The organism is Streptomyces sp. NPDC037421, from assembly GCF_055602105.1.
Window position 1 is genome coordinate 45,950 of record NZ_JBVJWV010000010.1, and the last position, 12,347, is coordinate 58,296.

Here is a 12,347-nt window from a genome sequence, read left to right on the forward strand (position 1 = left end):
GGCACGTCCCCTTTCCGGGTGAGTGATCGTCCTGGCGCAGCACAGCCTGCCCTTATTGCGAGCTACTCGCAATAAGGAATCCTAGGCATCACTGCGGGAGAGCGTGCCTACGGTTCCCGCCCGCCGCGCCACCTCGACAGGCGAGCCCGCCGGTTGCAGCACGGGCGGACGCGCTGTCGCGTCAGGCCACCTCGATGCCGTCCAGTTCGGCGAAGTACTCGCCCTTGGACAGGCGGATCGTGTTCCATCCCTCCCTCAGGGCGACGGCGGTCCCCGTCGTCGCCCAGCTGTCCCAGCCGGTGTGCCGGTAGCGGACGGTGCCCGCGGCCGTGCCGTTGACCGTGAGGCCGTGCGTGGCCTCTGCCGGGGCCCCCGCGCCGTCCCGGGAGCCGTTGCCGAACCACACCGACAGCAGGTGCTCGCCCGACGAGGCGGCGAAGACCGTGAACTCCACGTGGCTGTCGGCATGGTCGATGCCTCCGACCGCCCTGCCGTCGGAGGCGGCCGCGGCGTCGCGGACGGCCGCGTGGTGCACGAGGGCGTTCTCCGCCTGGTAGAGGACCTTGCTGCCGCGCACGACGGGGTAGCCGTTCGCGAAGCCCAGGTCGGCCGCGTACATCACCCGCCGGCGCGGGTCGGCACGCCAGCCGTGGAAGACGATGCGGTCACGGCCGTCGGGGCCCGTCACCACGTCCTGCCCGCCGGGGCCGCGCACCGTGCCGGAGAGGGTCTCCGTCGTCATCAGCGGCTTGGCCGCCTTGGTGTACGGGCCGGTCAGGGTCTGCGCCACCGCGTAGCCGGTCCGGTAGTGGTCGCCGCTGTAGTCGTCGGCCGAGTAGAACAGCACGTACTGCCCCGCGCGCTTGACGAGGGTGGGGGCCTCCACCACGGCGCCTTCCCGGAGGGGGTCCTGCTTGATCAGCCTGACCGGGTCCCCGGTGGTACGGGTGCCGTCCCACGAGACGGGCTGAAGGTGCAGCCAGGTGTCCATGCCGCAGCAGTTGCCGTCGTTCTTCCACAGCAGGTAGCGCTGCCCGCCCTCGGTGTGGCTCGAGGGGTCGATCGCGCCGCCCTGCCCGGCCGGGCACACCAGAGGCCCGTCCCCGACCGGCCGGAACGGTCCGTCCGGCGACGATGACCGCGCGACGCCGATGCACTGCTTGTCGCTCGCCTGGTCACGGGCCGTGTAGTGCATGGTGAAGCCGTCGCCGTTGTCGTACACCTCAGGCGCCCACACCAGGTCGCGCCGGGGCTTCGCCCATGCGCCGAGCACGGGCAGGACGTCACCGCTGTCGGCCTTCCACCGCTTCAGGTCGTGGGAGGTGGCGTGCTGGATGTTCTTGCCGTCGCCGTTGGTGGCGTACGCGTGGTACGTACCGCCCGCCTTCATGATGTCCGGGTCGGCGAAGTCCCGGTCGAGTACAGGAGCGGCCACGGCCTGGCCCAGGGCCAGGGCGGCGGCGACCGCGCCGAGCGCGAGGCAGCGCACGACCCGGCGCTTGAGGTGATGAGGCGGCACGGGGCTCCGATCCCGCGCGTCCCCGCCCCGTACGGTCCGGTGTCACCGGCCGACGGCCGGCCGGTCGCGCGTCTTCGACGTCTGGGCAGTCAGAACTGACAAACGCGTCACCGCCCTCCGGGTTGCACACGGCCCGGGACGGACGGCTGTCGCCGGCCGGGCGGGGGTCACGCCGGTCCGTCGCCGGGGGCCGCGCGGGGCCTTGGCGAGCGGGGCCGGGGGCCTGCCTGCGGACCGTCCGCGAGCTCGCCCCCGCCCTCATCGACCTGCCGCGGGACCCTGGCGGGGCGGCAGACCCAGGAACTTCTGCGGAGCCAGCTCGAGGAACTTCGAGATCCCGGTGGCGAGACGGGCCGCCTCGGGCCCGTCGGGTTCGCCCGCCAGGCTGCGGAACGTCAGTTCCAGGGCCCGGTCACCGTGGCGCACCAGAAGGGTGGTGATCCGGGCCTGCTGCCCGGCCGGACCGGCGAGCATCGTGCGCATCAGGGCCTCGTCGCCGAACCTCTGCTCCACCTTGAGCGGCTCGCTCGGATCCCCGGCCGGGTCCACCACCTGGACGGTGATCTCCTCGTCGCCGATGTTCATCGTCCAGGCGGCGCACTGGGCGTACACCTGCCGCATGTCGGCCATCCAGGCCGCGGCCGCCCCCGCCACCCGCTCCGAGACCCCCTCGTCGACGACGATGGAGGAGTCGGCGTTCATGAACGAGGTCCTGACCTCCCTCGCGGCCTTGTCGCTGAACGCCCTGTTCAGCAGGGCCGTGAGTTCCGGGGTCGGAGCGGTCATCGGCGGCGGGTCTTCGTCGGACGAGGGCGATGCCAGCTCGGTGAAGTCGTCGAGGCCTGCGTCGGCCAGTTCCGCTGCCGTGACCAGCAGCCGCTCAAGGTCGTCACGCGTGTTCACAAGTTGCCTTTCGCCAATGGGTGTTGGTGCGCGGTGACGGCACCGTAGCCCGCTGCGACGCCTGGGCGATCACGGATCCGCGGAATGTTTGAAGTCGCGGTGGCGCCCGGCCCCGGCAGGTGACCCGGCCGGGGGCGGACGCCGCTGTCGTGCCGTCAGGAGACGGTGATGAACCGGGCGGTGCTCGGCACCCCCTGGGCGTCCAGGGCGAAGAGCATGTAGGTGCCCGGCAGGACCACGCCCTTGTCGGCCGGGATGGACACCGTGTACGTGCCGGTCCCCGCGGCCGTGGACACCAGCGGGACCCGCCGCTGGTCGTTGTCCGTGGAGTGGGTCGCGGCCGCGGCCCGCATCAGGACGAAGGAGGTCACCGGCCCCTCGGCGGCGACGGTGAGCGAGGCGCCGGCGGCGGTCCGGGGCGGCACGCCGCCGGTGATGACGGGACGCGGCTTGGGCGAGCCGTCCGCGTTGAGCAGGTACGGCGGTGTGAACACGGCCCCGTCGGCGTGGTTGGTGGCGCAGTCGCCGCACAGGCCGCCGCCGCCGGAGAAGATCCGCCCGTCGGGCAGCAGGTTCGCCACGCTGTGGTAGTTGCGCGGGACGGCCATGGTGGCGAGCGGGGCGAAGCTTCCGGTCGCCGGGTCCCACAGCTCGGGGGTCAGTACGGACGTGGCGTCGCTGAAGGGCACGGGGTACGCCTGCCCGCCGAACACGGCGACCTTGCCGTCGGGCAGGACGACGCTGTTGCCGAAGGCGCGGGCGTGGCCCATGTCGCCCGTGCGCGCGGCCTGGGCCTGGTCGCCGTCGATGCTCACGGTGTACGCGCGCCGGGTGGCGGGCGTCTTCTCGTACGCGGGCGAGCCGCCCAGGGTGAGCAGCTTGCCGATGTCGTACGCGACGGCGTTGCCGGTCATGGCGTCCTGGCTGTCGGCCCGGGTGCCGGCGGAGGTGATGCTCCCGTTCCCGCCGGTCGTGATCCAGTTCATCTGCTTGCTCGGGCCCAGCTGGAGCACCTTGCCGCCCGAGGTGGCGTGCAGCCACATGTGGTTGTCGGCGCGGTAGGCGCCGGCCGGGTCGGCCGTCAGCGCCTGGGCGGCGGGGACGCCGGGGAGCCTGCGCCAGGTGCGGGTGTCCGGGGACCAGACCTCTCCGGCCTTGTCGCCCGTGGCTCCGCTCCAGGATCCGCCGAGTACGAAGGCCTCACCGGTGGAGAGCAGGGTCATGGCCTGGTAGCCGCGGGCGATGTTCATGCTGGTGGTCGACGACCAGGCATCGGTGGCCGGGTCGTAGATGCTCGCCTTCTCCGCGTTGCTGCCGCCGGTGACCAGGACCCGGCCGTCGGCGAGCATCGCTATGCCCGGGCAGAACATGTCGTGGCCGGTGTTGTCGATGCGGCGCTGGGTGACCTTGCCCGTCTTCAGGTCCAGGATCGCCGTCTGGGTGTAGCCGTTGCTGCCGCCGAAGCGGTCGACCGCGTACGCCGACCAGGCCAGGAGTTTGTCGCCCGGCAGGACGGCGGTGGCCACCGGCACCAGGGGGAAGCCGGTGATCCGGTCCCAGGAGCCGTGGGCGGCCGGGTCGGCCGGTCCGCTCAGGCGTATCTCGGCGGCGGAGGTCCAGGGCCCGCGGTTGCCGGCCTCGCCGGTCACGGTCAGGCGTACGTAGCGGGCGTTCTCGGTGCGGGTGAAGGTGGCGGTCTTGACGGTGTCGTCGTCGCGCCAGGTGCCCGCGGAGACCGGTGCGCCGAAGGTGGTGCCGTCGGTGCTGGTGGTGATGGTGTAGGCGCCCGCGCGGCCGTTGGGGCCGTCGTTGCGGGGCTGGTAGACCAGGGCGGAGACGGCCGTCGTGCGGTGCATGTCGACGGTGATGCTGTGCGGCAGCGGGGCCGGGGTCCCGGACCACTTGCTGTGCCAGATGGTGGCGGCGTCGCCGTCGAGGACGTTGGCCGCGCGGGCGTTCTCCCCGGTGGCCTCCTCGTCGCTCGCCGTGGCCGTCCATCCGGTCCGGGGCAGGTCGACGGTGGCGGCCGGGGTTCCGGGGTCGCCGAGCAGGTTGAGTTCAGCGGCGGAGGTCCACGGGCCGCGGTTGCCGGCCTCGGTGAGGGCGGTGAGCCGGACGAACCGGGCGCCCTGCGGGGCGAATCCGAGGGTCTTGGCGCCCGCGTCGTCCGCGAGGGTGCCGGTGGCGACCGGGCTGCCCCAGTTCTGGCCGTCGGCGCTCACGCTGATGCTGTACTCGCCGACGCGCCCGTTGGCCCCGTTGGTGCGGGGCTGGTAGACGAGCGCCGAGACCACCGCCGTGCGGTGCATGTCGACGGTGATGGTGTGCGGCAGCGGGGCGGGGGTGCCCGTCCACTTGCTGTGCCAGATGGTGGCCGTGTCGCCGTCGAGGACGTTGGCCGCGCGGCCGTTCTCGCCGGCGGTCTCCTCGTCGCTCGCCGTGGCGGTCCATCCGGTCCGGTCGAGGACGGGTGCCGTCGGCTCCATGGCGTTCGCCGGGGCCACGCCGTGGTGCGGCGACTGCTTCGCCGTCTGCTGGTCGAGGGCCCCCGGCCCGCGGCCGCCGGGCCCCGTGCTCGCAACCCCCAGCCAGGGGGTGAGCCCGACGAGCAGCGAGCCGAGGGCGAAGGCGATGAGGAGGGGGGAACGGCGTAACGCTCGGGCGAGGGCGCTGATGCGACTGGGCTGCAATCGGACCTCCTGGGCGACTGGTGAGCCGTGAACCGTGAGCCGTGAACCGCTGAGGGCACCTCGAACATAGGTCAGGGCAGATCAACTCGACCGTCGAACAGGGGAGTTGGCGTGAACCCGCGCCGCAGCAGGCGGAGCCGCCTCCTCCGCCGGTCCCGGCGGCGGCGCGGCCCGCCACCTTCGAGTGGTGTCGCCCACACCCGGCATGCGGGGATTCCAAGGCGCGGCCGGTGGGGGCGCTTCGATCCCCAGGACGAAACGGGATGCCTGCTTGAGGCCTCAAGGAGAAACGTCTCAGTACGACTTGCCCGGCACGGAATTCAGGGAGCCGTTGTCGGAGGCGGGTGGCACCATCTGGGCCGGTGGTCCCATCAGCTACAGGGGGTAGGCATGGAGAGCACGACCACGTACGCATGGCCGCGCTGGGCGGAGGCGGCGGACGGCGAGGCGCTGGAGCGCTGGCTGGCCGGACACGGCTGGGAGGTCGACCCGATGGTGTTCATGGCCGGCGGACTGGGCCAGGCGGTCCAGGTCCGGCGGATCGGGTCCGGGCCGGACGGCGAGGCCGGGCTGCTGATCCTGCCGGGCGAGACGGTGGAGTTCGCCGGGGCCCGGATGCGGATCGCACGTCCCACCCCGGCGGATACCGCCGCCTGAGGCGTGTCCGCGAAGCCCCGCCCGCCCGGACGCCGCCGGGCGGGCGGGGCTCCCGTCAGCCCGCGACGCGGGCCATCCACGCCTCGACCTCGTCCGCCGAGCGCGGCAGACCCGCCGAGAGGTTCTCGCTGCCGTCGGCGGTCACCAGCAGGTCGTCCTCGATCCGGACCCCGATGCCGCGCCACTCCTCGGGCACCGTGAGGTCGTCCGGCTGGAAGTACAGGCCCGGCTCCACCGTGAGCACCATGCCCGGCTCCAGCACGCCGTCCACGTACTCCTCGTTACGGGCCTCCGCGCAGTCGTGGACGTCCAGTCCGAGCATGTGGCCGGTGCCGGCCATGGTGAAGCGGCGCTGCAGGCCGAGCTCGTGGGCGCGGTCCGCCGGGCCCTCGATGAAGCCCCACTCGACGAGCTTCTCCGCCAGGTACCGCTGGGCCGCCACGTGGAAGTCGCGGTACGCGGCCCCCGGCTTCACGGCGGCGATGCCCGCCTCCTGGGCCTCGTACACGGCGTCGTACACCTTGCGCTGCACGGGCGTGAACGTGCCGCTGATCGGCAGGGTGCGGGTGACGTCGGCGGTGTAGAGGGTGTGCGTCTCCACGCCGGCGTCGAGCAGGAGCAGGTCGCCGGGGCGTACCGGACCGTCGTTGTCGGTCCAGTGCATGATCGTGGCGTGCTCGCCCGCGGCGCAGATCGAGCCGTAGCCCACGGAGTTGCCCTCCAGCCGCGCCCGGCGGAAGAAGGTGCCCTCGATCCACCGCTCGGAGGACGCGACCGCCCGCGAGAGCTCGCCGACGCAGTCGGTGAAACCGCGCACGGTGGAGTCCACCGCCTTGCGCATCTCGCCGATCTCCCAGGCGTCCTTGACGAGGCGGAGCCCGCTCAGCGCCTCCTCCAGCTCGGCGTCGCGCCCGGCGTCGGTGGCGACCGCGGCCTCCAGCGCCGGATCGACGCCGCGGACGATGCGGGTGGGCACGCCGGGCGTGGCGGCCAGGTCCTGCGCCGCGGTGCGGACGTCGCGGCAGGACAGCCCGAGCACGCCCTCCGACTCGGAGAGGGAGCGGCGACGGCCCATCCACAGCTCGGCGGTGTAGCCCAGCCAGAACTCGTCGGTGTCCCGGCCGTCACGCGGCAGCTGGTAGCAGTACGCGTCGTGGCCGCCGTCCGGGCGCGGTTCGAGGACGAGCGCGCCGTCGCGGGCCTGGTCCCCTGTCATGTGGACGTAGCCGGAGTACGGGCGGAACGGGTAGGTGTCGTCGTTCGAGCGGGCCTTGAGGTTGCCGGACGGGATCACCAGCCGCTCGCCGGGGAAGCGCGCGGAGAGCGCGGCTCGGCGGCGGGCCGCGTACGGGGCCTGCTCGTCGAGCGGGAGGCCGTGCCGTTCGGAGTCCGCCCAGCCCGTCCTCATCAGAGCGGACAGTTCCTCGGAGACTCCCGAGTAGAGGCCGTTCTTGCGACCCTTCGCCACGTCGTTCTCCTTCTTCGTTCTTCCGGATGGGGTCCGCCTGCCCGGAGGCCGGCGGCTCCCGGACGGTACTGCGGGACGGCACGCGCAGGAGGGCCGGTCGTGCCAGTGGCACTGATCGGCCACTCCTGCCCCGTGGTCGTCGATAATGCGGTGCATGGCGAACGCGAAACTGGGCGAGGCCCTGCGGATGCTGGGGATCGGCCCCGCGGCGGGCCGCGTGTACCTGGCCCTCCTCGAACTGGCCCCCGCTCCGCTCGCCGAGATCGGGGAGGCGGCCGGGCTGGACGGCCCCGAGTTCGCCGCGGCGTACGGCGAGCTGGTGGACGCGGGGCTGGCCAGCGCCGCCGCGGAGGGTGCGGACGTGGTGGCGCCGGTGCCTCCCGCGGCGGGCCTGGAGATCCTCGCCCGGCACCGGGCGGCGGAGCTGGAGGGGTCGCGCATCGCCGTGGGCGGCGCGTTCGAAGCGTTCCGCCGCCAGCGGCTCGCGGCGTACAACGACAACCTGGTCGAGGTGGTGACCGGCGACGCCATCGGCCCGAGGATGCGCCAGGCCTGGACCAGCGCCCGCGCGCAGATCCGGCAGCTCGACTCGCCGCCCTACTTCCCGCTGGTGGGCGCCCTCGACGACGCGCTGGCGACCCTCGCCCGCGGCGTGACGCAGCGGGTCGTCTACTCGAAGGCGTCACTGGAGGTGCCCGGGCAGCTGGAGACGGCCATCGAGCCGTGCATCGAGGCAGGCGAGCAGGCCCGGGTGGCGCCGACGGTGCCGGTCAAGCTGGTGATCATCGACGAGGCGTACGCGCTGGTGTCCCTGTCGATCAGGGAGGCGGACGTGCACAACACGATGCTGGTGGTGCAGCCGTGCGGCCTGCTCTCCGCACTCCTCGCGCTCTTCGAGCAGACCTGGCAGCAAGCCCTCCCCTTCCACGGCCGCGCCACCCGCCCGGCCGGCCTGCCGCCGGCCGACCGCCGCCTGCTCCGCCTCCTCGCCGGCGGTGCGAGCGACGAGGTCATCGCCCGCGAACTGGGCATCAGCCGCCGCACCTTCTTCCGCCGGCTCCAGATCCTGATGGCCCGCCTGGGCGCCGAGAACCGCTTCCAGATGGCCCTCCAGGCACAGCGCAGCGGCTGGCTGTGAGGGTGTTCGCAGTAGAAGAGCGCGTGGTTCAGGCGTCCGGGCGCGCGGCACGGAAGGTGCGGCGGTATGCGTGGGGGGTGACGCCGATGGCGGCGTGAAGGTGCTGGCGCAGGGAGACGCCGGTGCCGAATCCGGCTCGGTCGGCGACCAGGTCGACGGGCCAGTCGGTGGACTCCAGCAGGTGCCGGGCCAGGTCGACGCGCTGGCGGATGAGCCACTGGCCGGGGCTGGTGCCGACCTCGTCGCGGAAGCGACGGGTGAAGGTACGCACGCTGACGCCTGCGTGGGCGGCCATGTCGGCCAGGGCGACGGGTTCTGCGAGGCGTTCCATGACCCATGCCCGGGTGGGCGCGGTACCGGAGGCGGCGGGGTCGGGGACGGGGCGCTGGATGTACTGGGCCTGCCCGCCGTCCCGCCAGGGCGGTACGACGCAGGAGCGGGCGACGTCGTTGGCGATGTCGCTGCCGTGGTCGCGGCGCACGATGTGCAGGCACAGGTCGATGCCGGCGGCGACACCGGCGGAGGTCAGGACGTCGCCGTCGTCGACGAAGAGGACGTCGGGGTCGATGCGCGCGGTGGTGAACATGCGCTGCAGGCGGTCGGCTTCGCGCCAGTGCGTGGTGGCGGGGCGGCCGTCGAGCAGTCCCGCGGCGGCCAGCACGTAGGCGCCGGTGCAGATCGCCACGAGCCTGGTTCCGGGGCGGACGGCGCCCAGGGCCCTGCTCAGGGTGCCGGGCAGGCGGCCCTCCTCGCGGATGGGGCCCAGGGCGTGGGAGGGCGGGATGACGACGGTGTCGACGGTGGCCAGCAGGGAGGCGTCGTGGGAGACGGTGAGCTGGTAGTCGGCCTCGGCGCGGACGGGGCGGCCGTCCAGGCTGCACGTGGCCACGGAGTAGAGCCGGCCGCCCGCGCCGTCGCGGGCGGCACCGAAGATCCGTGCGGGGATGCCGAGTTCGAAGGGGACGACGCCGTCCAGGGCCAGAACGCCAACGTGGTGCATGGCCCGATCCTTTCAGTCCTTGACCATCGGGCCACTACTGGGGGTCGGTCCGCCCGGACAGTCTGGAGACGCGCCCGGGACGACCGGCGCGGACCCACAACGGACGTACAGCTGAAACGAGCACTTCACCATGGACCAGGCCACCCCACCCACGACCATGCGCGCCGTCTCCCAGGACACCGCGGGACCCCCGGACGTCCTCGAGGTCGTCGAGGTGGAGCGCCCCGAGCCGGGCCGCGGCGAGATCCTGGTCCGGGTGCACGCGGCAGGCGTGAACCCGGCGGACTGGAAGACCCGCGAGCGGGGCGAGTTCGCCACCGGCGCCAGGCCGCCGTTCACGCTCGGCTACGACGTCGCCGGGGTGGTCGAAGCGGTCGGCGCGGGGGTGACGCTCTTCCGGGCGGGCGACGAGGTATTCGGGATGCCGCGCTTCCCGCACCCGGCGGGCGCCTACGCCGAGTACGTCACCGCCCCGGCCCGGCACTTCGCCCCACGCCCGGGCGGACTCACCCACATCCAGGCCGGCGCCCTGCCGCTGGCCTCGCTGACCGCCTGGCAGGCCCTGGTGGACACCGCGGACGTCCGGCCCGGCCAGCGTGTCCTGATCCACGCGGCCGCCGGAGGCGTCGGCCACCTGGCCGTGCAGATCGCCAAGGCCCGCGGCGCGTACGTCATCGGCACCGCCAGCGCCGCCAAGCACGAACTGCTCCGCTCGCTGGGCGCCGACGAGCTGATCGACCACCGCACCCAGGACTTCACCGAGACCGTCCGCGACGTCGATGTCGTCCTGGACGCCCTCGGCGGCCCCAACTGGGCCCGGTCCCTGCGAACGCTGCGGCCGGGAGGCACGCTGGTCTCGATCCTGCCGCCGGACGACACCTTTCCCGCCAAGGAGGCCGGGGAGGCCGGAGTGCGGGCGGTGTTCATGCTCGTCGAGCCCGACCATGCGGGACTGCGCGAGATCACCTCCCTGGTCGAGGCAGGCCGCCTGAACGTGATCGTCGACGAGGTCTTCCCCCTCGAAGAAGCCGCCCGGGCCCACACGCTGGGTGAGACCGGCCGCACCACCGGCAAGATCGTCCTTTCCGTCGCCCCCTGACCCGTCAGCGGTGCCTCATGGAAGACGGCGGCACGCCGAAGGCGCGGGCGAACGCGTAGGAGAAGGCCGCCGGTGAGGCGTATCCGAGCAGGGTCGCGACTTCGGTGACGGTCTTGTGGCGCAGGAGGGGGATCGAGGCGAGCAGCCTGGCCCGCGAGCGCCAGGCCGCGGGGCTCGTCCCCGTCAGGTGCCGGAAGCGCCGGGTGAACACGCGCTCGCTCATGGCCGCGGCGTGCGCCCATTCGGTGTTGCCCACCGCCACGTCGGGGTGGGCCAGGTAGGCGCGGCACAACGCGGAGAACGGCTGCTCGTGGGGGAGGGCGACGTGCAGGGGGACTTCCGAGAGCCCCGCCGTCTCCAGGAGGATCAGCGAGACCACCGCACTGTCCCGCGGGTCCGCGGCGTAGTCCGTGTCCAGTTCGGCCGCGGCGAGCAGCAGTTGCCGCAGCAGCGGCGGGACCTCCACGACCCGGCAGGCGGTGGGCCACCACGGTACGGCGGCCGGCTCGACGTAGAGGCTGGAGGTCTGGGTGTCCAGCATCCGCACCTGGTGCCGGGTCCGCGGCGGGATCAGCACCGCCCGCTCGCCCGGGACGGTCCACGCCCCGTCGTCGGTCTCGACGAGCATCGTGCCGGTCGCGGCGTACAGCAACTGCGCCCGGCGGTGCTCGTGCCAGGCGAGGAGGGTGTCCGGCGGGTAGTCGGTCGCGATCGGCAGCACCTCGGCGGGGAGGTGGTCGACGCGCGCCAGGGGCACGTTGCGCATGGCGGGAGCCTATGGCCGGAACTCGAAAGAAGTAGACCGTCAGTCGATCGTCGGCACACGGAGTCTCGACTGGACTGGACCCATGAGTGCTGTCGTTCTTGTCGTCATCGGGGTCCTGACCGGGCTGACCACGGTGCTGTTCGGTTTCGGAGGGGGCTTCGTCACCGTCCCCGTCATCATCTGGGTGGACGCCGCCGCGGGTCCGGCCGCGGCGACGGCCGCGGTGGCGACCTCGTCGCTGGTGATGGTCACGGGCGCGGTGGTGGCCACCGCGGCCACGCCCCGGCCGGTCCTGCGCCGCCTCCGGGGTACTGCCCCGCTGCTGCTCCTGCTCGGAGCCGGGGGGCTCGTCGGCGCGTCCGCCGCGAGCTTCGCGCCGGCCGCGCTGATCCACTGGGGGTTCGTGGCCTATCTGGCGGTCACCGTCGCCGACGTGCTCGCGCGCCCGGGGTTCCTGCGCCCGGAGAGCGCCGCCGCCGGGTACCGGACCTTCGCTGTACCCGCCGCGCTCGGGATGCCCATCGGCGCGGTCGCCTCGTTCCTCGGCGTCGGCGGGAGCGTCATGACCCTGCCCCTGCTGCGGCGTTCGGGACTCCCGATGGGCACCGCGGCGGCACTGGCCAACCCCCTCACCGCCGCCATCAGCGCCCCGGCGTGCGCGGTCTTCCTCACCACCGCCCACGGGACGGACCCCGGGACGGGGGTGCCGGCCGTCGGCTCCGTCGACCTCGGCGCGGCCGGGCTGCTCCTCCTCGGAGCCCTCCCGGTCGTCGTCCTCCTGCGCCGGAGGCCCCCGCGCGTCGCGGATCACCTCCACGCCTGGGGGTACGTCGCCCTCCTGGGCCTGGCTCTGACCGCCATGCTGGTCCGGACCCCGTGAAGAGGCGCACCGCGGCCGGAACCCGTCGGCCGTCGGCCGGTCGGGGAGGCGCCCGCCGCGACGGGACGGCGCGCGGCCGGGATCCCCGCCCCGCCACCCGGTTCCGGGGGGGGGGGGGGGGGGGGGGGGGCGGCGGGGGGGGGGGGGGGGGGGGGGGGGGGGGGGGGAGGGGGGGGGGGGGGGGGGGCGACGGAGGCCTTGGTGCCCTTGCTTTCCTTTTCTTTTTG

General features: G+C 73.5%; 10 protein-coding genes. 4 read left to right on the forward strand and 6 right to left on the reverse strand.

The genetic code is table 11. The annotated features are described in order from the left end of the window. Window positions 1–181: 181 nt before the first annotated feature. The 3 genes from ACZ7IF_RS16920 to ACZ7IF_RS16930 all read right to left on the reverse strand — a co-directional run bounded on the left by ACZ7IF_RS16920 (window position 182) and on the right by ACZ7IF_RS16930 (window position 5,112). Window positions 182–1,519 (reverse strand): family 43 glycosylhydrolase, encoded by a 1,338-nt coding sequence (locus ACZ7IF_RS16920; RefSeq protein WP_470971709.1) that lies wholly within the window; start codon window positions 1,517–1,519, stop codon window positions 182–184. Between the two features lie 258 nt (window positions 1,520–1,777). After that, window positions 1,778–2,422, reverse strand: coding sequence for a hypothetical protein (locus tag ACZ7IF_RS16925; RefSeq protein ID WP_470971713.1), 645 nt, complete (start codon window positions 2,420–2,422; stop codon window positions 1,778–1,780). Between the two features lie 155 nt (window positions 2,423–2,577). Further along, a complete protein-coding gene (locus ACZ7IF_RS16930; protein WP_470971716.1) occupies window positions 2,578–5,112 on the reverse strand; it encodes a discoidin domain-containing protein in 2,535 nt (844 codons plus the stop codon). A 390-nt stretch (window positions 5,113–5,502) separates the two neighbouring features. Between ACZ7IF_RS16930 and ACZ7IF_RS16935 the strand changes: the two genes are divergently transcribed. Further along, window positions 5,503–5,769 carry a hypothetical protein gene (locus ACZ7IF_RS16935; protein ID WP_470971719.1) on the forward strand — a complete coding sequence of 89 codons (267 nt, stop codon included), beginning with the start codon at window positions 5,503–5,505 and terminating at the stop codon, window positions 5,767–5,769. 55 nt (window positions 5,770–5,824) lie between these two features. On the opposite strand, the gene ACZ7IF_RS16940 is transcribed toward ACZ7IF_RS16935, so the two are convergent. After that, window positions 5,825–7,237, reverse strand: coding sequence for an aminopeptidase P family protein (locus tag ACZ7IF_RS16940; RefSeq protein WP_470971722.1), 1,413 nt, complete (start codon window positions 7,235–7,237; stop codon window positions 5,825–5,827). A 154-nt stretch (window positions 7,238–7,391) separates the two neighbouring features. Between ACZ7IF_RS16940 and ACZ7IF_RS16945 the strand changes: the two genes are divergently transcribed. Beyond that, window positions 7,392–8,375, forward strand: a complete 984-nt coding sequence (locus tag ACZ7IF_RS16945) for a LuxR family transcriptional regulator (RefSeq protein ID WP_470971724.1) — start codon at window positions 7,392–7,394, stop codon at window positions 8,373–8,375. A gap of 28 nt (window positions 8,376–8,403) precedes the next feature. Here the strand turns inward: ACZ7IF_RS16945 and ACZ7IF_RS16950 are convergent, their stop codons facing one another. Next, window positions 8,404–9,375, reverse strand: a complete 972-nt coding sequence (locus ACZ7IF_RS16950) for a GlxA family transcriptional regulator (protein ID WP_470971728.1) — start codon at window positions 9,373–9,375, stop codon at window positions 8,404–8,406. Window positions 9,376–9,505: 130 nt separating this feature from the next. On the opposite strand from ACZ7IF_RS16950, the gene ACZ7IF_RS16955 reads away from it, so the two are divergent. Beyond that, on the forward strand, window positions 9,506–10,474 hold the full coding sequence (locus ACZ7IF_RS16955) for an NADP-dependent oxidoreductase (RefSeq protein WP_470971731.1): 969 nt from the start codon (window positions 9,506–9,508) through the stop codon (window positions 10,472–10,474). Between the two features lie 4 nt (window positions 10,475–10,478). Here ACZ7IF_RS16955 and ACZ7IF_RS16960 read toward each other — a convergent pair whose 3' ends face one another. Then, a complete protein-coding gene (locus ACZ7IF_RS16960; RefSeq protein WP_470971734.1) occupies window positions 10,479–11,240 on the reverse strand; it encodes an AraC family transcriptional regulator in 762 nt (253 codons plus the stop codon). Window positions 11,241–11,322: 82 nt separating this feature from the next. Between ACZ7IF_RS16960 and ACZ7IF_RS16965 the strand changes: the two genes are divergently transcribed. Next, window positions 11,323–12,120 carry a TSUP family transporter gene (locus tag ACZ7IF_RS16965; RefSeq protein ID WP_470971736.1) on the forward strand — a complete coding sequence of 266 codons (798 nt, stop codon included), beginning with the start codon at window positions 11,323–11,325 and terminating at the stop codon, window positions 12,118–12,120. The last annotated feature ends 227 nt before the right edge of the window (window positions 12,121–12,347 follow it).

Bases quoted from the DNA above. Each gene is read 5' to 3' on its own strand.
- ACZ7IF_RS16945 (WP_470971724.1), top strand. From the start codon at position 7,392: ATGGCGAACGCGAAACTGGGCGAGGCCCTGCGGATGCTGGGGATCGGC.
- ACZ7IF_RS16935 (WP_470971719.1), top strand. From the start codon at position 5,503: ATGGAGAGCACGACCACGTACGCATGGCCGCGCTGGGCGGAGGCGGCG.
- ACZ7IF_RS16960 (WP_470971734.1), bottom strand. From the start codon at position 11,240: ATGCGCAACGTGCCCCTGGCGCGCGTCGACCACCTCCCCGCCGAGGTG.
- ACZ7IF_RS16955 (WP_470971731.1), top strand. From the start codon at position 9,506: ATGGACCAGGCCACCCCACCCACGACCATGCGCGCCGTCTCCCAGGAC.
- ACZ7IF_RS16965 (WP_470971736.1), top strand. From the start codon at position 11,323: ATGAGTGCTGTCGTTCTTGTCGTCATCGGGGTCCTGACCGGGCTGACC.
- ACZ7IF_RS16950 (WP_470971728.1), bottom strand. From the start codon at position 9,375: ATGCACCACGTTGGCGTTCTGGCCCTGGACGGCGTCGTCCCCTTCGAA.